Source organism: Neobacillus massiliamazoniensis (assembly GCF_001048695.1).
GTDB lineage: Bacteria > Bacillota > Bacilli > Bacillales > Cytobacillaceae > Neobacillus > Neobacillus massiliamazoniensis.
The window spans coordinates 302,470-321,475 of sequence record NZ_CVRB01000004.1; the positions used below are offsets into that span (position 1 = coordinate 302,470).

At 37.7% G+C, this 19,006-nt stretch carries 19 protein-coding genes and 1 riboswitch; of the genes, 3 read left to right on the forward strand and 16 right to left on the reverse strand.

The window, feature by feature from the left end:
• Positions 1 to 135 precede the first annotated feature (135 nt).
• Positions 136 to 384: a ferredoxin gene (locus BN1082_RS19335; protein WP_090637172.1), complete on the forward strand. Its 249-nt coding sequence runs from the start codon at positions 136 to 138 to the stop codon at positions 382 to 384.
• Positions 385 to 638: 254 nt separating this feature from the next.
• On the opposite strand, the gene BN1082_RS19340 is transcribed toward BN1082_RS19335, so the two are convergent.
• Positions 639 to 1,115 carry a glutathione peroxidase gene (locus tag BN1082_RS19340; protein ID WP_090637174.1) on the reverse strand — a complete coding sequence of 159 codons (477 nt, stop codon included), beginning with the start codon at positions 1,113 to 1,115 and terminating at the stop codon, positions 639 to 641.
• A 482-nt stretch (positions 1,116 to 1,597) separates the two neighbouring features.
• Here BN1082_RS19340 and BN1082_RS19345 point away from each other — a divergent pair, with 482 nt between their 5' ends.
• Together BN1082_RS19345 and BN1082_RS19350 are read left to right on the forward strand one after the other, a co-directional pair.
• A complete protein-coding gene (locus tag BN1082_RS19345; protein WP_090637176.1) occupies positions 1,598 to 2,794 on the forward strand; it encodes an iron-containing alcohol dehydrogenase in 1,197 nt (398 codons plus the stop codon).
• Between the two features lie 222 nt (positions 2,795 to 3,016).
• Complete coding sequence (locus tag BN1082_RS19350; RefSeq protein ID WP_090637178.1) at positions 3,017 to 4,387, forward strand: aldehyde dehydrogenase; 1,371 nt, start codon at positions 3,017 to 3,019, stop codon at positions 4,385 to 4,387.
• A 157-nt stretch (positions 4,388 to 4,544) separates the two neighbouring features.
• Here the strand turns inward: BN1082_RS19350 and BN1082_RS19355 are convergent, their stop codons facing one another.
• The 15 genes from BN1082_RS19355 to BN1082_RS19420 all read right to left on the reverse strand — a co-directional run bounded on the left by BN1082_RS19355 (position 4,545) and on the right by BN1082_RS19420 (position 18,982).
• Positions 4,545 to 5,111, reverse strand: coding sequence for an ECF transporter S component (locus BN1082_RS19355; protein WP_090638434.1), 567 nt, complete (start codon positions 5,109 to 5,111; stop codon positions 4,545 to 4,547).
• A 174-nt stretch (positions 5,112 to 5,285) separates the two neighbouring features.
• Positions 5,286 to 5,417: riboswitch (FMN riboswitch) on the reverse strand.
• Between the two features lie 21 nt (positions 5,418 to 5,438).
• Positions 5,439 to 5,615: a hypothetical protein gene (locus tag BN1082_RS28290; protein ID WP_245640492.1), complete on the reverse strand. Its 177-nt coding sequence runs from the start codon at positions 5,613 to 5,615 to the stop codon at positions 5,439 to 5,441.
• A gap of 143 nt (positions 5,616 to 5,758) precedes the next feature.
• A complete protein-coding gene (locus BN1082_RS19360) occupies positions 5,759 to 6,952 on the reverse strand; it encodes a hypothetical protein (protein WP_090637180.1) in 1,194 nt (397 codons plus the stop codon).
• Complete coding sequence (gene sigX / locus BN1082_RS19365) at positions 6,927 to 7,478, reverse strand: RNA polymerase sigma factor SigX (protein WP_090637182.1); 552 nt, start codon at positions 7,476 to 7,478, stop codon at positions 6,927 to 6,929. The genes BN1082_RS19360 and sigX overlap by 26 nt, the downstream gene beginning before the upstream one ends.
• A 197-nt stretch (positions 7,479 to 7,675) precedes the next feature.
• Entirely contained in the window at positions 7,676 to 9,472 is a 1,797-nt protein-coding gene (locus BN1082_RS19370) for an ATP-binding protein (RefSeq protein WP_090637185.1), read from the reverse strand.
• Complete coding sequence (locus BN1082_RS19375; RefSeq protein ID WP_090637188.1) at positions 9,469 to 10,185, reverse strand: response regulator transcription factor; 717 nt, start codon at positions 10,183 to 10,185, stop codon at positions 9,469 to 9,471. The genes BN1082_RS19370 and BN1082_RS19375 overlap by 4 nt, the downstream gene beginning before the upstream one ends.
• A gap of 171 nt (positions 10,186 to 10,356) precedes the next feature.
• The gene (gene ccsB / locus BN1082_RS19380; protein WP_090637190.1) at positions 10,357 to 11,544 is read right to left on the reverse strand and encodes a c-type cytochrome biogenesis protein CcsB; all 1,188 of its coding nucleotides are present in this window, start codon (positions 11,542 to 11,544) and stop codon (positions 10,357 to 10,359) included.
• Positions 11,545 to 13,182: a cytochrome c biogenesis protein ResB gene (gene resB, locus BN1082_RS19385; protein ID WP_090637193.1), complete on the reverse strand. Its 1,638-nt coding sequence runs from the start codon at positions 13,180 to 13,182 to the stop codon at positions 11,545 to 11,547.
• Positions 13,183 to 13,203: 21 nt separating this feature from the next.
• A complete protein-coding gene (gene resA, locus BN1082_RS19390) occupies positions 13,204 to 13,728 on the reverse strand; it encodes a thiol-disulfide oxidoreductase ResA (protein ID WP_090637194.1) in 525 nt (174 codons plus the stop codon).
• 96 nt (positions 13,729 to 13,824) lie between these two features.
• Positions 13,825 to 14,562, reverse strand: coding sequence for a 23S rRNA pseudouridine(2605) synthase RluB (gene rluB, locus BN1082_RS19395; RefSeq protein WP_090637196.1), 738 nt, complete (start codon positions 14,560 to 14,562; stop codon positions 13,825 to 13,827).
• A 258-nt stretch (positions 14,563 to 14,820) separates the two neighbouring features.
• Positions 14,821 to 15,357, reverse strand: coding sequence for a spore maturation protein (locus tag BN1082_RS19400; RefSeq protein WP_090637198.1), 537 nt, complete (start codon positions 15,355 to 15,357; stop codon positions 14,821 to 14,823).
• A gap of 6 nt (positions 15,358 to 15,363) precedes the next feature.
• A complete protein-coding gene (locus BN1082_RS19405) occupies positions 15,364 to 15,951 on the reverse strand; it encodes a nucleoside recognition domain-containing protein (protein WP_090637200.1) in 588 nt (195 codons plus the stop codon).
• Positions 15,944 to 17,089 carry a D-alanyl-D-alanine carboxypeptidase family protein gene (locus BN1082_RS19410; RefSeq protein ID WP_090637202.1) on the reverse strand — a complete coding sequence of 382 codons (1,146 nt, stop codon included), beginning with the start codon at positions 17,087 to 17,089 and terminating at the stop codon, positions 15,944 to 15,946. The genes BN1082_RS19405 and BN1082_RS19410 overlap by 8 nt, the downstream gene beginning before the upstream one ends.
• Positions 17,090 to 17,201: 112 nt before the next feature.
• Positions 17,202 to 18,092 carry a superoxide dismutase gene (locus BN1082_RS19415; RefSeq protein ID WP_090637204.1) on the reverse strand — a complete coding sequence of 297 codons (891 nt, stop codon included), beginning with the start codon at positions 18,090 to 18,092 and terminating at the stop codon, positions 17,202 to 17,204.
• Positions 18,093 to 18,493: 401 nt separating this feature from the next.
• Positions 18,494 to 18,982, reverse strand: a complete 489-nt coding sequence (locus BN1082_RS19420; protein WP_090637206.1) for a YpuI family protein — start codon at positions 18,980 to 18,982, stop codon at positions 18,494 to 18,496.
• Positions 18,983 to 19,006: the final 24 nt, after the last annotated feature.

The following is a 19,006-nucleotide window of genomic DNA, read 5'->3' on the forward strand; positions in this document are numbered from 1 at the left end:
AATGATTTTACAAGCATTTTGCTATTGAAAAGTTACTCATACAGTTTTACAATAGAAATGTGAAATCGTTTCCTCTATTTTGTATTGGAAATATGTAAGCATAATTTTTGCTATTTTATTGGGAGGTTTTTTTTCATGGCTAAGTATACCATTGTTGACAAAGAAACTTGTATCGCATGCGGTGCTTGTGGAGCAGCTGCACCTGATATTTATGATTATGATGATGAAGGTATCGCATATGTAACTCTTGATGATAACGAGGGTATTGTAGAAATTCCAGATGTATTAATTGATGATATGATGGATGCATTCGAAGGCTGTCCTACAGATTCAATCAAAGTTGCTGAAGAACCATTCGAAGGCAACCCAACTAAATTTGAATAATCTTTAGCCTTAAAGATATTCTTAAGCTACTCCCCCTCATTAGAGGGGTTTTTTGTTTTTCTAATATATAAAACTCCAATAGACAGCAAGAATCAACAATACTTGTTGAAATTGAATTTTGTTACGGACTTGGCGGTTTAAAGAAAAAAGCAAAAAAACACGATGGTCTCGTGTTTTTTTTATAGATTCTCGTGTCTAGTCACTCCAGCTTTTTATGTTTCATCATTACTGGAGGAACAAGTTTGGAAAAAAACTTATACCAGGGCCACAAAATCGTCTACAATATCTTTAGGTTTGGTAGTTGGACTATATCGTTTTACAACATTTCCTTTTGGATCAACCAGAAATTTAGTGAAATTCCATTTCACCGTATTTAAACCTAATATTCCAGGTGTTTGCTTCCTTAAATAGACAAATAAAGGATGGGCATAGACGCCATTCACATCCACTTTGGCAAACATAGGAAATGTTACTCCATAATTCAATTCGCAAAAGGATTTAATTTCATTCTCATTTCCAGATTCTTGGTTCATGAATTGATTGCAAGGAAATCCTAGGACAACTAAACCTTGATCTTTATATTGCTCATAAATTTGTTGAAGCTCCTTATATTGAGGAGTAAAACCACACTTGCTTGCTGTATTAACAATAAGCAAAACCTTCCCCTCATATTGTTTTAGGGAAATTTCCTCTCCATCAATTGTTTTTACTTTAAACTGATAAATTGACATAACTCGAATCTCCCCTCTTTTTTAAAATAATGAATTTAATTTTGACTTTGAGAATTGTCCAGCTCCAGGCGCCAAGCGACTAGTGTACTTCGCGCATCTCCCTACGATAAGTCAACATCGAATCGCTAACGCTCTTCGTGTTTCCTTTATCTCAGTCGAAGCGCTCCAGTCCATACGTCGCTAAACGGGCGCCTTGCGCTTTTCTGACTCCATTATCCCAAATTTACAACAAATAAACTATCTTTATATTCCCTAAATTTGATCTAAATGGTCTTTCGTGATTATTTTCAGAATTTTGCATTTATTCAAAATATTATTCTTGACATTATTAAATTATTGACGATATATAAAATATAGAGAAATTTGGGAAAACGAGCAGTCCTTTTGTGTCTATGGAATAATAATGATCGGTTATTTTCTCCGTTCAGAAGCTTACAAAATATGAATTTATCTTAACTAATTCCTAAAAGCGAGGTATTGTTATGTATAAGTTGTATTGTAGAACGTATCAAGGCACTATGAAAATTGCCTCATATCTTATGCCATGGCGTAAACCAGATTTATTAGAAGGAGAAAATAGCCTAAGTAAGCTACCAAAGCTAATAAAAAGTAAAAATATTGATGCCGTACTAATTGTAACTGACAAGGGAATTACCTCTATAGGATTGATGGATGAATTTTTGAAAGGACTAAAGGAAGAGGCAGTAATCTTTTTTGTGTATGACAAAACGGTTCCAAATCCAACCATCGATAACATTGAGGAAGCTTTACAAATTTACAAAGCAAACAATTGCAAGGGTATTGTTGCATTTGGTGGCGGTTCGCCAATGGATTGTGCAAAAGGTGTGGGTGCACGTGTGGCGAGACCAAATAAGAGCATACCACAGATGAAAGGTGTACTAAAGATTGGGAAAAAGTTGCCGCCTCTTTTTGCCATACCAACAACCGCTGGCACAGGGAGTGAAGCAACACTTGCTGCAGTTGTATCCAACAGCAAGACCCATGAAAAATATGCAATTATGGATACACCACTTATTCCACATTATGCTGTACTTGACCCTTTGCTAACTGTTAAACTACCGCCGCATATTACAGCAGCAACCGGAATAGACGCTTTAACACATGCAATCGAGGCATACATTGGCAGAAGTAATACAAAGGAAACAACACAGTACAGTAAAAAGGCTGTAAAATTGATTTTTGAAAATCTTTATGAGGCATATTCAAACGGGACAAATATCACGGCTCGGACCAATATGCAAAAGGCAGCTTATTTGGCCGGTATTGCCTTCACTCGGGGCTATGTTGGCTATGTCCATGCCATTGCCCATACACTTGGTGGTTTTTACTCCGTACCACATGGTCTGGCTAATGCGATCATCCTTCCATATGTCCTGGATTATTATGGAGAGTCTATTCGCAAACCTCTGGCCGAATTGGCTGAAATTGTTGGCATTGGTGAACCAGCTGATACTCATGAACAAAAAGCAAGAAAATTTATTGAAGCAATTAAAGAGCTTAACAGAAGAATGGATATTCCCGAAAAAGTAAGCGGTATTGTTGACAGCGATATCCCTTTGATGGTACAACGTGCCATAAAGGAAGCCAATCCACTTTACCCAGTGCCAAAAATTCTGTTTAAGGAAGATTTATTTCATCTCTATCAACTTATTAAATAATGGCTGTGTTAAACTTGCCTGTTGATTTGCGCTCCAGGCGCTTCGCTTTCCGCGGGCGTTCCGGGGAGCCTCCTCGGCGCTTAAGCGCCTGTGGGGTCTCCCCTGCCCCTTACTCCCGCAGGAGTCTCGCGCCTTCCGCTCCAATCAACATAGTTTCATTAATCAACATTGACCTTCAACACAGCCAAGTAATAAGAACAAACCGTTAAGAGAGGATATATAATGGAAAACTATAAAATATTAGTGCAAAATCAAAAATCTTTTTTCCGCACGAACAAAACAAAAGATATCGGTTTTCGATTAGATGCACTTCAAAAGCTCAGGAACGCTATTAAAAAATGTGAGAAAGAGTTGATGGATGCATTAAAAGCTGATTTAAATAAATCCGAATTTGATGCCTATTCAACTGAAATCGGTTTTGTCCTTGAGGAAATCCGTTTCACCATTAGAAACATAATGAAATGGGTCAAACCTGAAAAAGTGAAAACCCCCCTTACTCATATTGGCTCAAAAAGCTTTCTTTATTCTGAACCATATGGCGTGGTGCTGATCGTTGCACCTTGGAATTATCCTTTTCAATTGGCGATTGCACCGTTAATTGGTGCGATCGCTGCGGGAAACTGTGCGATTATCAAACCTTCAGAACTTACACCAAGGACATCTGAAATATTAGAAAGACTTGTGGAGGAAATTTTCCCGAAAGAGTATATATCAGTTGTCCTTGGAGGAGTCGAGGAAAGTCAATCACTTCTAAATGAAGAAGTTGATTATATTTTTTTTACTGGAAGTGTCGTCGTTGGGAAAATCATTATGGAAGCCGCAGCAAAGAATTTGACCCCTGTCACATTAGAGTTAGGTGGAAAAAGCCCTTGTATTATCCATAAAGATGCTAATTTAAAGGTAGCAGCAAAACGAATTGCCTGGGGGAAATTTACCAACTCAGGGCAAACCTGCATTGCACCCGATTATTTATATGTGCATCAAAACATTAAGGCTGAATTTTTACATCACTTAAAAGATGCAATTAGGGAGTTATACGGGGAGAATCCGCTCGACAATCCGAATTATACGCGTATCGTAAGTGAAAAACATTTTAACCGGCTACAATCTTTTCTAAACAATGGAGAAATTTTATTAGGCGGAAAATCCAATCCAAAAACATTAGTCATTGAACCAACCGTTCTAGGCAATATTTCTTGGGAAGATTCCGTTATGAAGGACGAGATTTTCGGTCCAATTCTTCCAGTGCTGGAATATGATGTTCTTGCACATGTTATCGATGGAATTCATCGTCATCCAAATCCGCTCGCGCTTTATCTTTTTTCAGAAAATAACAACGTTCAACAGGAAGTAGTAAACAGCATTCCTTTTGGTGGCGGCTGCATAAATGACACGGTTTATCATTTTGTCTCTCCCTATTTGCCGTTTGGCGGTGTCGGGTCCAGCGGTATGGGTGCCTATCACGGAAAGGGAAGCTTTGACACTTTTTCACACAAAAAGAGCATCCTAAAACAAACAACATTATTTGATATCCCATTTAGATACCCAAATACGAAGAATGGACTTAAGAAAATAAAGTATTTCCTAAAATAGTAATAAAAAAAAACAGAAAGAACTCAATCTCTTTCTGTTTTTTTATTTTTGGCTGTGTTAAACTTGCCTGTTGATTTGCGCTCCAGGCGCTTCGCTTTCCGCTCCAATCAACATAGTTTCAAAAATCGACAAATGACCTTTAACACAGCCTTTATTTTTAAGCATTTTTTACAATGGTAAATTTATTAATCCAAGCTTGCATCCGGATGAACAATAACATAAAGAGGGATGACATAATGACACCTTTTACAATGTTGAATGGCAGGATAGCCGGTACCACTAAATTCCGCATATCAGGGAATTTCAATAGTGCTGTATAGGCTGGCATAATGAAAAAGTAATTAAAGATACTCATCATGACTGCCATTGTAATGGTTCCAACAACGAGGGCCAGCGTCATACCCTTTCTCGTTTTCATTTTGGCATATAAATAATAAGTAGGCAGGATGAACAGGATTCCTGCTAAAAAGTTAGCAATATGTCCTACAGGAATTCCTGTTTGACTTCCTGTCGCTATATAATTAAGTACATTTTTGAAAAATTCAACCAATATCCCTGCGAACGGACCAAATATTAATGCTGCAATCAATGCCGGGATGTCACTAAAATCGACAAATAAGAAATTCGGGAATAGCGGCAACGGAAAGTTTAATAGCATTAATAAATAAGCAATACTACTCAACATTCCGATGGAAACCATAGCCTTTACCTTTGTTCTCTTCATTTTCTTCATCTTCCTCTCTCCTTTTTTGATCCATCACGTTAGGAAGAGAGGTCCAGCCATATTAGATGCCCATCGAAATAAAAAACTCCCTCAAAAATACTAATTTGAGAGAGTTAACAAAGGCACGCTAAATAAACATTCAATTAACTTTTATTTTTTGAACGTTTGCAGAACCTCCATCTTCTCCCATCCAGACTATACTGTCGGCTTTGGAATCACACCAAATCCTGCCCTTACAGGCTCGCGGGCTTAGAGTATGAACTCAATACCGCCGATCGGGAATTTCACCCTGCCCCGAAGATAGATCGATATGAAATTATAAATTTATTATACTGAAAAGGTTAGAGTTTGTGAAGTACTAGGCACACTATTCACCAAATAATAATGATTATTCCCCTTCATATCAGACATGCTTGTTTCAGAATGCTTTCCACCTAAAAATAACAAACTGACACAAAGTCCCATTATTATGGCAATCAAAAACCTTTTAAAATAGTCCAACATATTTTTCCTCCTGGTAAAAGTTTTCACCTCCTCACCATATGTGTTGCCACTTTAATTTAGAACAGTTTTGAAATGGATCAAATGGATTTGTAAAAAAAGGATGTCCCTTAAGTTTTGACACTTTAGGGACATCCTCTGCAACATTATTGGGTCAAACGTAAATTAGGAGCAATTGGAACCTTTATTTCTTTTGATAAATCGAATGGACCGATAGATGCGATTTGGGCATTTTCAAACATCACTTTTTCAGCCCCAAATTCCTTTGCAGTTAGCAATATTGCTTCAAGTGAATGCATTGTACTATTGTCGTTTTGCAAAGTCGAAGAATCATTTAAGGTTAAGTTTAATATATGATTATTTATTATAGCTTCTTTAAAATGTAGTGTAGAAGGAAGTGATGGTTTTAATCCCCCATCCGGATGATCAGTTCCCATTGCTTCTAATGCAGCTTGGATATTTTTATACTTTGTGGTTGAAGGAACTAAAAAAGGTAATTTCTTTCTATTTGGATAATAAAAGAAATAGGCATGGTTTGTTTCCGAATCAATATTTATTTCACTCATTTCACCATAATTCCCAAAGGCAATACCCGGCTGACCATTCGTTGTTAGCTTAATTTTCTTGATATGGCTATCTGCAGCAACATCTTTTTTTATAATATTTATAAAATTAGTTTCATTAGCTGAACCTTGCCCATATGGATGATTCGTTGGAACATCCACGACGATACTGTTGTCTTGGTCCAGTTTAATGGTAGCATTCATGGGATAATAATCACTTAAACCCCATTCTTCCTCCTTTAATGAGGCCATGTTTTCATTAAATAATGTCAGCCATGTTTTATCTTTAGTACCATGGACAATTGTTGAAATGGGTACTAGAATCTGGGCCTCATTGTCAGGAATCCAATATGTCAAAACAGTTCCATCCCCTAATTCATCCTCATAAACAGCCGTTTTAAGGCTAGCATCCTGGGATTGACTTTGTTTTGCATTACCTAAAAGAGGCTTTTCCTTCGAAGCGGATTCCTCATTCTTCGGTGTAATAGAAGAATCTCTCTTAACGCTTAAGGTTGAAGCCTTCTGATCCGACGCCATATGATTTTGTGCTGATCGGTCTGATGAGGATAGATGGGTATCCATTAATTTAGGCATTAAAATAATAAATAGGAGCAGTGCAGTAGCTGCAGCAAGACCCGAAATTAGCCAAAGTGTTTTTTTTCTTTTTTTAAAAGAAAGGTTTTGGTAAATGTCATGAGGATTGCGATGATCTTGTATTTTTGGCATTTGCCTAAGTAAATCTTCGAGCTGTTTATCGCTCCACTCTGACCTTTTCACTATCCATTCCCTCCTTAATGGATATAATTTCCATTTGTTTCTTTAAAAACTTTAAAGAGCGATGCTGAGTTGTTTTTACTTTACTCTCAGTCCATCCTAATACATGAGCAGTTTCTGCAATTGATAAATCATTCAAATAACGGAGGATAATGACCGCTCTTTGGTCCACAGTGCAATATGCTAGACATTTATATACCCATTTTATCTCTTCTTTTTGCACTGCAATTTCTTCAGGTATAGGATAGTCATCCTTCACTTGATTGAGTGACCAATCGAATTTATCGAGCAGCTTCTTCTTCCAACCCTTTTGCTTTCGAAAAAAATCGATGGCAACATTTTTGGCAATGGAAAATAACCATGTTTTCTCACTACTTTTCCCTTCAAAACGATCATAGGATTTAAATACCCTTATATAAACTTCTTGAACAAGGTCTTCAGCATGTTCCTTGTTTCGAACCAAATAAAAAAGAAATTGAAATATGTCATGATGATATTTGTGGTAAAGCTCATCGAAAACGGAGTCCATCAATTTCCCTCCCCGTTCATTGAATTAGTCGATGGGTAAGAAAAAAAGTTTCACCTTTTTTAAATATAGACGTTATCTTGAAAAAAAGGAAGAAATTTTTGGAAGGGTTCTTCATTCTTCCATAAGAAAAACCCATCTGAATTTAGATGAGTTTTAAAATGTTTCCCGTGTATCAAGAACATTCGGCATAATCATTTTTATTTTTCTGTTTTTCGAGGGATCATAAAGGTAAATGTCGTTCCTTGGCCAATTTTACTTTGAACAGAAAGATACCCTCGATGTGCTTCGATAATATTCTTCGCAATGGCAAGACCTAATCCTGTTCCGGCTCTACTTCTTGTGCGAGCTTTATCTGCTTTATAAAAACGTTCAAAGACGAACGGTAAATCCTCTTCTGAAATTCCTGAACCAGAATCTGTTACTTCCACAATAATTCCTTTTTCTTCGCTTGCTACATTTAATTGAACAGTTCCACCAATTGGAGTATGTCGAATCGCATTATCAATTAAGTTAGTCAAAACCTGTTCAATTCGATCAGGATCAAAGGAAACAGGTGTCATTTCGGCCTCAATTCCTAAATTTAACTGGATTCCATTGTCACGTGCAAGCCCTTGAAATTTACGGATAATTCGATTCATAAAGGATGAAAGCTCAACTTTTTCAAGCGTCAAATGGATATGCCCTGATTCCATTCTTGCTAAATCAAGAAGTTCATTTACAAGCCGGCCCATTCTTAGAGACTCATCATATATAACCTTAGCCATTTCTTTTTTATCTTCCTGTGTTTCTGCAATATCATCAACAATTGCTTCACTATAACCTTGCAGCATGGATATAGGCGTTCTCAGTTCATGGGATACATTGGCAATAAAATCCTTCCTCATCTTCTCCAGTTGTCTATCCTCCGTCATATCCCTTAAGACTGCTACAGCACCACGAATAAAACGATTACTGTATAGAGGACTTACTAATATCACCCAATGACGCCCCTGTAAGGAAATCTCACCCATTCGTTCTTTTTCCGTGTCGACTACCTGTTGAAATAAGTCCATAACTTTTGATGGAATGGCCTCCGAAGTGGAACCTTGTTCACCTTGTTCATAGTACCAATACTGAAGAAACCGATCAGCTGGAGGATTGGTAATTAGGATCGTTCCATCACGATTAAAGGTGATGACACCATCAGCCATACTGCTAAGGATACTAGAAAGCAGTTCCTTTTCCTGATTTAGGGCATTCATGTTAAATTTCAATTGTCTTCCCATTTGATTAAAGGCGGTAGCCAGTTCACCTATTTCATCATGAGTAAGCATTGGAACTTTTGTATCAAACTTTCCCCTTGCAACTTCAAAGGCTGCCTCTCTCATTTTTCTTAACGGTGCTGTGATTCTTGTTGATAAAAAGAAAGCAAAAATGGTTGTTAGAATGATGGCAACACCGGCTACAAGTAGAATGAACATCGTTGTTGAATGGGTGGTTTCTTGTGTGACTTTTAATGATTGATAAATAAATACGGCACCGTTTACTCCCGAAGAAAAATGTATAGGGACACCACTTATGGAATAGGTGCTGGTATCCTTTATTTTTCCGGTCTTGTGAGTAGGCAGGATCAATAATTTTTCCACGGTCTTATTTTTTGCTAAAACCTTTGATAAATCAGGATCATTTTTAATATCAGAAATCGTTAATCCCTTTTCTTTATCTGTGTTTGGAGAGTAATAAACTTCATTATTATTTTTTATGATCACCACTTTGGTAACATCATCGACCATGTGCCATGATATTTCTAAACTAAGTGGAAACTGTTCATCAGAGTGATTTTCCATAACATACGCAATTTTTTTTGCTGAATTTGTTAAATCCTTTTTCGTTTCATCAATACTGTAGTTTTGGAAATATTCTAGAAGCATGACTGTTAATATGAACAGTACAAATGATACTAGCAATAAAATGGTAAACCATAGCTTACCAACTACACTTCTCAGGAAGGTCATTCATTTATAACCTCAAATTTGTAACCCACTCCCCATACTGTTACAATCATTCTTGCAGCTTCTTCCGATACCTTGTTTAATTTCTCACGGAGCCGCTTTACATGAGTGTCAACTGTACGCAGGTCTCCAAAGAACTCATAATGCCAAACTTCTTTTAATAATTGCTCACGATCAAATACCTTATCTGGTGCTTTTGCAAGAAAATAAAGCAATTCATATTCTTTTGGCGTTAAGCTGACCTCTTTCCCATCAGCTGTTACACGATGGGCATCATTATCAATGGTTAGATGCGGAAAAACAATAACATCTTTCGTTGTTGTTTCCGTTTGTAAGTAACTCGTTTGCGAGGATCTTCTTAGTAACGCTTTTACACGGAGGACAACTTCCCTTGGACTGAAAGGCTTGACAATATAATCGTCTGTTCCTACTTCAAAGCCTTGAACGCGATTCACTTCTTCCCCTTTAGCCGTTAACATAATGACAGGAGTCGCTTTTTTGTCACGCAATTCCCGACAAACTTCAATGCCATCCTTACCAGGCATCATAAGGTCTAGAAGAATCACGTCATAATCATTGGCAAGTGCCTTTGATAAAGCTTCATTTCCATCTTCTGCCTCATCAATATAATAATCTTCCCGCTCCAAATACATTTTCAATAAGCGGCGAATTCTTTCTTCATCATCAACTACTAAAATTTTCACGTCTTTTTCCATTTAATAATCCCTCCATGTGGTTATTGTACAAAATGGTATCGCTTTTTGCTATATTTTCAGAGAATTAGCCCTGCAAAATGTGTCGAAAATTTGACAAAAAACGATATCCCCCAGATATTAACTTGATCTTTTAAAAAGCCTTCACTCCTTAAATAGTGAAGGCAAGATTGATTAAGAACCAGCATATGAATGAAGACCTGCGATTACTAGGTTTACGGCAACTAGGTTAAACATGATAATGACAAAACCGATGACGGCAAGCCATGCTGATTTTTCACCATGCCATCCTTTTGACATTCTAAGATGTAAAAAGGCTGCATAGAATAAAAATGTAATTAATGCCCAGTCCTCCTTGGGATCCCAGCTCCAAAATTTTGTCCAAGCCAACTGGGCCCAAATCATCGCAAAAATCAAAGCACCCAATGTAAAAACAGGGAAACCAATTAACACCGAGCGATAGCTTATTTCGTCAACAAAATCAAGTTTAATATTTTTAACAAAAGGTTGGAGTGCTGCAGCAATCCGCTTTCTGATGATCAATCTTATGATCCCGTATAATAAGATTCCACCCACTAATGACCATATGACCGTATTCAATTTCTTAGCGTTTATAACTGTAGGTACTGAGACAAGTGGTTTAAAGGCACCTTTTGTTGTTAACTCTCCAGCATGCGGGCCAACAAGAGCCGGCATCGTATATTCAACAACTGCTTCATTATTATTTTTGTCGATCCATTTAAATTTCTCATGATAGCCAGCTGCTGAAAATCCGACAGAAACGGCAACAAATCCAAGAACCGTGACCATGGAAAACATCACCATTTCAAGCCAAAAGGTACGCTTATTTGTTTTGGTTTGGTCAATTACCTTCACAAGATAAATGAGTCCCGCTGCAAAGCTTACAGACAAGATCCCTTCCCCAATTGCTGCAGTCGTAACATGGATACTTAACCAATAGCTTTGTAATGCCGGAATTAATGGAGTTATATCTGACGGAAACATACTTGCATATGCAATGACTAATATTGCCACAGGCATAGTGAATAATCCTAGCAAAGTTGTCTTATAAATAAAATATATCACAATAAATGCACCCACAAGAGCCATGGAGAAAAAAGTGGTATATTCAAACATATTACTAACTGGTGTGTGTCCTGCTGCAATCCATCTTGTAAAAAAATAACCTAGCTGTGAAATAAAACCTACAACCGTTAAAAAAACTGCTATTTTCCCCCATTTGTTTGCGCCTTTCTGTTCCTTGGATTCCTTTTTCGATTTAATGGATCCGCCGTAAAAGAGGATAGATGCTAGATAGAGAATAAAAGCGATAAACAGTAAATTACTACTAATTGATACCAACTAAATTTCCTCCTTCTCCGTGTTTTCTCTTTGGAGCTTATCAACAGGCATGTGAATGTTTGTACCTGAAAAAACAGCTTCCATTTCACGTTTCAGACCATACCAATTTTTGTTCGTATGGGCAGCTACCCAAATCTCCCCTTGTTTATGTTGAATCCAAATTCGACGATGATTCCAATATGCACCTTGTACGACACCAATCATAAAAACAATTCCACCTAATATTATTAACCACAGCGTAGAATCCTTACGAAGTGTTAATCCGGAGACATTTTTTGTTTCAATTCCTTTAAATGCCATTTTATATTCATTATTTCCAAAAGGTTCAATCGTCTGCTTGATGGCTACAAAACTAGTATCTCCTTTAGGCTTATCCGGGGCTATCATCCGAAAGACAAAAGCTGGATTGTTCGGAATACGTGATTTTGTCGATGGTTCCCCGCTTTTGGAAAACTCAAAATCTGGAAAATAGCTCAAGAGTTCTACAGAATATCCATTTCCTAAATCATATTTTGACTTCGGATCAAAGAGATTGATTGTGAGATCTCCGTAGGATTGCCCTGTATTTTTGTTCGTTAAGGAAAATGACATCGCATTTAGTTCGTTTGGCTTGTAATCTACCTGATATACAGAATAACCATTAAAGGTTAGAGGATCGTTTACACGGATTTTATAGTCTTTCACCTTCGTTAATTTTGGTGTTTCCCCTGGAATTCTATGTTCATCCTGCTTATAAAGGACCACATTAGATTGGTAGTTTTTGACGACATTCCCAACCCGGTTAATGGCATGCTCAAAGTTTTTATCTTTATTTTTATCATAGTTTTGCAGAATAAATTCATTATTTTTCAGATAATATTGGCCATTAGTTTCCGGTATCTCTACGGTTTCCCCTTCACGAACCCACATGACTTTATTAATGTACATTCCCGGGATAAAACGAAGCATGCATCCGATTAGAAAGATGATTAAGCCAATGTGGTTTACATACGGACCCCAGCGTGAGAAACGCCCCTTTTCTGCTAATAAATCCCCATTTTCTTCACGAACATGGTAGCGCTTTCTCTCTAAATGCTGTTTAATCACTTTAAGTTCATCATTATGAACATTCTGATTTACTCCAAATAAACGCTGCCGTTGTAAAAATCCTTCATGCCTTGTTACTCGCTGTGCTTTTAATGCTTTATACAATGGGACAACCCGGTCAAGGCTGCAGATCACAAGTGAAATCCCAATCATGGCAATCAATAATAAATACCACCAGGAGTTATATAAATCACTTAAGCCTAGTTGATAATATATCTTGCCTAACCAGCCATATTGTTGCTGATAAAACTGATCTGCTGGCATAGAAGGTGGAATAGAAATAGAGTTTTCTTGAGGAAATATGGTCCCGATTGCTGAAGCGATGAGGGTTAGAACAATAAGCCAAACCCCGACCTTAACAGATGAAAAGAAATTCCAAATTTTATCAACAATCGTTTTTTGATAGGTTTGAGAGCGGCGCGCACTGCCTTCATAGCGCATATCGAGAAGCTCTTTGTCATTCTCCTTTTCATCAAGCACTTTTCCACAGGCTTCGCACAAAATAGTGCCATGTGGATTCACATGCCCACATTCACATTTAACATCATTCATTGCCAAAACTCCCTAATAACCTTAAGGTTTAATTTTCTCCATAAATTCCCTTATTGTATTTTCATCCATCTGGCCAGTATGATATTGAACCACTTTTCCATTTTTATCAATTAAAAACGTAGCAGGCAGCGGGTCAATCCCATATGCATACATGACTTGTTTATCTTTATCAATCATAATGGGAAAATCAAGCTTGTATCTTTCAGCAAATTGGTTTACAGCGATATTCGATTCATTGATATCCACTGCAAGTACCTGTACCCCTTTATCTTTAAATTGGTGATATTGGTTATTTATGTATGGCATTTCCTTCTGACAGGGCTGGCACCATGTCCCCCAAAAGTTAAGAAATACTCCTTGACCTTTGTAATCCGAAAGATGATGTTTATGACCTTGCATATCGGTCAAAATAAAATCAGGAGCCGTTGAACCAACGGCAACCTTTTGGGTATGATCCTTTGTAAAATTAGCATATAGCGTATAAGCAACGGCTGCGCCTAGAACAAGCAAAATCATTGTTCTCATTACTCCTCGCCGTTTTTTCATATGGAACCCTCCCGAAATCTTCCATCACAATTGTTTAAATTATAGCACTTCCAACCATTGCCATAGTGTTTATACACAAAATAAATTGTGACAGTTTTATGAATTTTTTGAGGAAGATTCTAATGCCAGCACCCTCATCTGTTTTACTTCATGAGGTGTTAGCTCTCTTGCCTCCCCAGCTTTTAATCCACCCAGTGTTAACATGCCATATCGCTCACGCTTTAATTTCACCACTTCATGTCCAATCGCCTCAAACATTCTTCTAACCTGACGATTGCGGCCCTCGTGAATAGTCAACTCAACAATGGTCGTTTGTTTTTTCTTATCGAATGAGAGCATTTTCACTTTTGCTGGTGCTGTTTTCCCATCTTCTAAGCGAATCCCCTTTTCTAGCTTCTTTAGATTCTCTTTTGTTGGAATGCCCTTAATTTTTGCAACGTACACTTTTTCAATTTCACGGCTTGGATGCATTAATAGGTTGGCAAATTCTCCATCGTTTGTTAAGAGGATGAGTCCGGACGTGTCATAATCAAGCCGTCCAACAGGGTATACTCTTTCTTTATATGCCTGAAAAAAATCAGTCACTACTTTTCTCCCTTTATCATCATTAACACTTGAAATAACTCCCCGTGGTTTATATAAAAGGAAATACACAGGTTCTTCTCTTTCGATTTGAATTTCATTTACTTCAATCTTATCGGAAGAAGACACCTTTACTCCAAGCTCCTTCACTACTTTTCCGTTTACCTTTACTTTACCTGCTTGAATTAATTCTTCAGATTTTCTTCTTGAAGCAACGCCCGCTTGGGCCATTATTTTTTGTAATCTCTCCATAAAATTCTCCACCTCATGATTCCTTTTATAAGGAAACGAATACATTATTCTATCCTAATGAATTATGACACAAAACCTTCACTTTTCAAAGTCATGGATTCACATGTTAACAGAAAAAAATAAGAGGTTGACCTAAAATAATGTGTTAACCCCCTCGGCCTACAATTTATAGCTAAACATTGCTTAAAAACCGACTATAAATTGTATGATATGCGAGAGGTCAGACCCTTTAGGACATCCTCTTATCTTTATGCTATTCTATTTGGCACCGAAAAAAAAGGCGACTACCACTATGGCTGCGATAATTCCAACTACGTCTGCAAGGAGACCAACCTTAAGGGCATCTCCCATTTTCTTAATTCCAACCGCACCGAAATAAACGGTTAATACATAAAAGGTCGTATCAGTACTCCCTTGTAATACTGAAGCAAGTCTGCCAATAAATGAATCAGGACCGTACACTGAGATTAAATCACTTGTCATACCCAGTGCTGCGGTTCCTGAGATAGGTCTAATAATAATTAACGGGATAATTTCTGCCGGAATTCCGATTGATTTCAATGCCGGTCGGATCCAGTTCACCATGGCTTCTAATGCACCAGAAGCCCGAAACACAGAGATAGCCACAAGCATTCCAACTAAAAAGGGAATAATAGAAACAGCGATTTTAATCCCTTCTTTTCCACCTTCTACAAAGCTTTCATAAGTTTGAACTTGTTTAAATGTCCCATATAGCAGGATAAAACCTATTAATACTGGAATAAATAAAAGTGATATTGCTGAGAGGATCTCCATATTTATTCATCCTTTTCTGCTTCTTCGATAATAAAAATAGCGATCAATCATGACAGCACCAATTGCGGAAATAAGGGTGGCGATTAATGTCGGAACAACAATATCGGTTGGGGAAACAGATTTATAATTCATTCGAATAGCAATTACCGTTGTCGGGATAATCGTAATGCTTGCCGTGTTAATTGCTAAAAAAGTAACCATTGATCGGCTGGCCGAATTCTTTCCTCCATTTAATTTTTTTAACTCTTCCATTGCTTTAATTCCAAGGGGGGTCGCTGCATTACCTAATCCAAACATATTTGCAATCATATTTGACAGCATATACCCCATAGCAGGATGGCTAGCAGGTACTTCAGGAAATAACCGTTTTACCAATGGACGAAATAATTTTGACAACCGATCAAGAAGCCCCGATTCTTGCGCAATCCGCATCATCCCCAACCAAAAAACAAGGATACTAATAAGGCCTATACATAACGTTACAGCTTCCTTCGCCCCCACAAAGATAGCTTTGTTTACATCCTCCATTGTCCCGTTAAACATCCCAAATACAATTCCGACTACAAACAAGAACACCCAGATATAATTAACCATTTGATCTCACACCTAAAACCGTTAAAAATATTTCCTTTATAAAATCAAATAAACCCTTCTTCTTCTCCGGAATTCTATAGTAATAAATAGGCTCTTCCTCTACGACTTTTCCATCTAAGTACACGGAGGCTTTTCCTACGATTCTCTCCGTCTTATTTGAATCATCTCCCTGGGGGTCAGGCCGATCCAGTTTATATTTAACTGAAAATAAGTTCATTTCCTCACTTGTGGCTGGGTATACGATTGAATTTTTTAAAAACAAATGGTTCTTGTAATATTTATTATTCACGATATCAACTTCCCCCTTTGGCACCACCTCAGCCATATCAAACCCCTTAAATCCACTTTCATACATGGCTATATGATCATTCCAATCATCTGAATCATTCAACGTAACAGCAATTAGTGACATATCACCTTTTTGGGCGGTGGTAACAAGCGTTCTTTTTGCCAATTTCGTGAACCCCGTTTTCCCACCAGTGCAATATTTATATTTGGAAAGTAACCGATTTTTGTTTTTCCAGACACGATCCCAATTTTCTGTTGGATTTGGTGCTTTATAAACTTTCGTCCCTGAAATTTCTTGAAAGGTTTTATTTTGCATGGCATAACGCATTAAAAGGGCCATATCATATGCAGTTGAATAATGATTATTACTGTCATCCAAGCCGTGAGGGTTCGTAAAATGAGAATTAAGCATTCCAATTTCTCTTGCCTTTTGATTCATTAAATAAGCAAAACCATCCACACTTCCTCCAATATATTCGGCTATCGCTACCGCTGCATCATTACCCGACCTTAACATAAGTCCATAAACTAATTCTTTGAGTTTGATTTTTTCACCAGGTTTTAGGTAAACCGATGAACCTTCTGCTCGTGTTGCTCGTTCACTTACTGTCACATATTGATTCATTTTTCCCGATTCAACGGCAAGAATCGCAGTCATGATTTTCGTTATGCTCGCAATTCTTCTTTTTGTATAAGCATCTTTCTCATAAAGGACACGGCCTGTCTTCTGCTCTATTAGCACAGCACTTTGTGCACTAACTGAAACGGAAGCACCCGCCTTTTGAGGAATGGCTGCAACGGTTAGTGTAACTAGGCAAATAAATATGACTAGCTTCCAAATCATTCTCATTTGATCTATACCTCGTCCCATACTTTAATAATAAAATTTTATGCAGGACAAGGATTGTTATGACTCAAAGAGATATAAAAAGGCAATCAACAATTTGTCGATTGCCTTTCAACTAAACAGCGGGCCACCTTATTTCTGCTGCTTTCTCATAACGAATTTCCACATCACGCCAATTCACGATATTCCACCAATTATCCACGTAATCAGCGCGCTTATTCTTGTACTGAAGATAGTAGGCATGCTCCCAAACATCCAGAACCATAAGCGGAATGGTATCCCATTGCGTTAACAGCATATGCCTTTCTGATTGTAATATTTCTAAATGTTTCGCTTTTGGCGACCAAACCAACAAAGCCCAGCCAACTCCTTCTACTTGTTTTGCAGCCTCAGAGAAGTGTCTTTTGAATGCTTCAAAGCTTCCAAAATAGCTATCTATTTCATTTTTTAGAAGCCCTTGAGGTTTGCCTCCACCGTGGGGACTCATGTTTTTCCAAAATATCATGTGAAGATAATGCCCTGATCCATGGAAAGCTAGCTCTCGAGACCAATGCTTAACAAGGGAAAAATCATTTTTCTCCCTAGCCATTTTCAGATTTTGCTCCGCCTTATTTAACCCATCGACATAGGTTTGGTGGTGCTTTTGGTGGTGTAGCCTCATGATTTCTTCTGAAATATAGGGTTCTAAAGCATTATAGGGATAGGGAAGCTTAGGAAGGGTGTGTCCACCAGGGGAAACCACTCTCTCCACTACCCAAATTTCCCCAACCTCTTGTTTTCTATTAAAATAGTATTCCATTTGTTCATGAATATTTTCTGCTTTCGCTTGAAGACTGAGAAGCTCTTCATTAGATAATTCTCGATTCGTTCCTTCAATTAATTCGGTAAAATCGTCCAACTTTTCCCAAAGCTCTGAGTCTTCTCCAACCTTTTCTGATTGTAAAAATTGTTTCATTTGTTCATTCCATTTAAACAAATCATTTACATATTGACTAAAGCGGTCCATTATATCCCTCATTCCCGGACTGTTTTTATGAGATAGGCTGTGTTAAACTCGCCTGTTGATTTGCGCTCAAGAAGCGAGCATCCGCGTGCGTTCCGGGGAGCCTCCTCGGCGCTTAAGCGCCTGTGGGGTCTCCCCTGCCCCGTACTCCCGCAGGACGTTGAATCTGCTTCCATGAATCATCACCGCACGAAGGAAATGCGTTAGCATTCTCGAGGATCTCGCGCCTTCCGCTCCAATCAACATAGATTCAAAAATCAACAATGACCTTTAACACAGCCATTAGATAAAAAGCACTCAAGTAAATGGTATGAGGGACTCATCATAATAAGAACAAACAGTGAAAAAGAAAAGGCCGCTCAAAAGGTTAAAGTCTCTAACCATAGAGCAGCCAAAAGGATGAATTATTTTGATTGAATCATTTTTGTTCGATAATCTGTTTCATAAAACTCAAGTTCTTCTCTCATTCTCTGAAAATCCCCTTCTAAACCCTTAACGAGTTGAAGAAGGCTTTCAGGGACATTTTTATAAAATTTAATCGAATTCTTTCCTGTATAGGCAGACCTGCTATCCTCATACCAGGCATCGTTCTTCGGAGCAAAAAACTCTTCAATGCATTGATGATAAATCCGGTAAAGGGTTTTTTCAGCCGCCGCTTTTTGGAAGGAGTCATTCTGTAAAATTACCATACAAGCCTCTAACCCTTCTTCACTAAAAACGATCAGCCTTCTTAAATTAGAGAAAATAATCTTATAATAAGGAAGGTCGTCTTCATTTACCAAAGTTAAATTTGAAACAGTCGTGTCATTTAAAAATGATTCAAGTGAACTGATCGTTTTCCTTAAAAAGTCCTTCACATCACGAAGCTGTGACTCCACTAATGTATTCCCCATTACCCCATCCCCTTTACAAACTAT

What these genes read in the sequence shown, in the direction of transcription:
- BN1082_RS28290 (WP_245640492.1), bottom strand. Translation starts at nt 5,615, where the DNA reads ATGTTGGACTATTTTAAAAGGTTTTTGATTGCCATAATAATGGGACTT.
- BN1082_RS19375 (WP_090637188.1), bottom strand. Translation starts at nt 10,185, where the DNA reads ATGGAAAAAGACGTGAAAATTTTAGTAGTTGATGATGAAGAAAGAATT.
- BN1082_RS19370 (WP_090637185.1), bottom strand. Translation starts at nt 9,472, where the DNA reads ATGACCTTCCTGAGAAGTGTAGTTGGTAAGCTATGGTTTACCATTTTA.
- resB (WP_090637193.1), bottom strand. Translation starts at nt 13,182, where the DNA reads ATGAATGATGTTAAATGTGAATGTGGGCATGTGAATCCACATGGCACT.
- resA (WP_090637194.1), bottom strand. Translation starts at nt 13,728, where the DNA reads ATGAAAAAACGGCGAGGAGTAATGAGAACAATGATTTTGCTTGTTCTA.
- BN1082_RS19345 (WP_090637176.1), top strand. Translation starts at nt 1,598, where the DNA reads ATGTATAAGTTGTATTGTAGAACGTATCAAGGCACTATGAAAATTGCC.
- BN1082_RS19400 (WP_090637198.1), bottom strand. Translation starts at nt 15,357, where the DNA reads ATGGAGATCCTCTCAGCAATATCACTTTTATTTATTCCAGTATTAATA.
- BN1082_RS19410 (WP_090637202.1), bottom strand. Translation starts at nt 17,089, where the DNA reads ATGAGAATGATTTGGAAGCTAGTCATATTTATTTGCCTAGTTACACTA.
- BN1082_RS19405 (WP_090637200.1), bottom strand. Translation starts at nt 15,951, where the DNA reads ATGGTTAATTATATCTGGGTGTTCTTGTTTGTAGTCGGAATTGTATTT.
- rluB (WP_090637196.1), bottom strand. Translation starts at nt 14,562, where the DNA reads ATGGAGAGATTACAAAAAATAATGGCCCAAGCGGGCGTTGCTTCAAGA.
- BN1082_RS19340 (WP_090637174.1), bottom strand. Translation starts at nt 1,115, where the DNA reads ATGTCAATTTATCAGTTTAAAGTAAAAACAATTGATGGAGAGGAAATT.
- sigX (WP_090637182.1), bottom strand. Translation starts at nt 7,478, where the DNA reads ATGGACTCCGTTTTCGATGAGCTTTACCACAAATATCATCATGACATA.
- BN1082_RS19355 (WP_090638434.1), bottom strand. Translation starts at nt 5,111, where the DNA reads ATGAAGAGAACAAAGGTAAAGGCTATGGTTTCCATCGGAATGTTGAGT.
- BN1082_RS19415 (WP_090637204.1), bottom strand. Translation starts at nt 18,092, where the DNA reads ATGGACCGCTTTAGTCAATATGTAAATGATTTGTTTAAATGGAATGAA.
- BN1082_RS19420 (WP_090637206.1), bottom strand. Translation starts at nt 18,982, where the DNA reads ATGGGGAATACATTAGTGGAGTCACAGCTTCGTGATGTGAAGGACTTT.
- BN1082_RS19350 (WP_090637178.1), top strand. Translation starts at nt 3,017, where the DNA reads ATGGAAAACTATAAAATATTAGTGCAAAATCAAAAATCTTTTTTCCGC.
- BN1082_RS19335 (WP_090637172.1), top strand. Translation starts at nt 136, where the DNA reads ATGGCTAAGTATACCATTGTTGACAAAGAAACTTGTATCGCATGCGGT.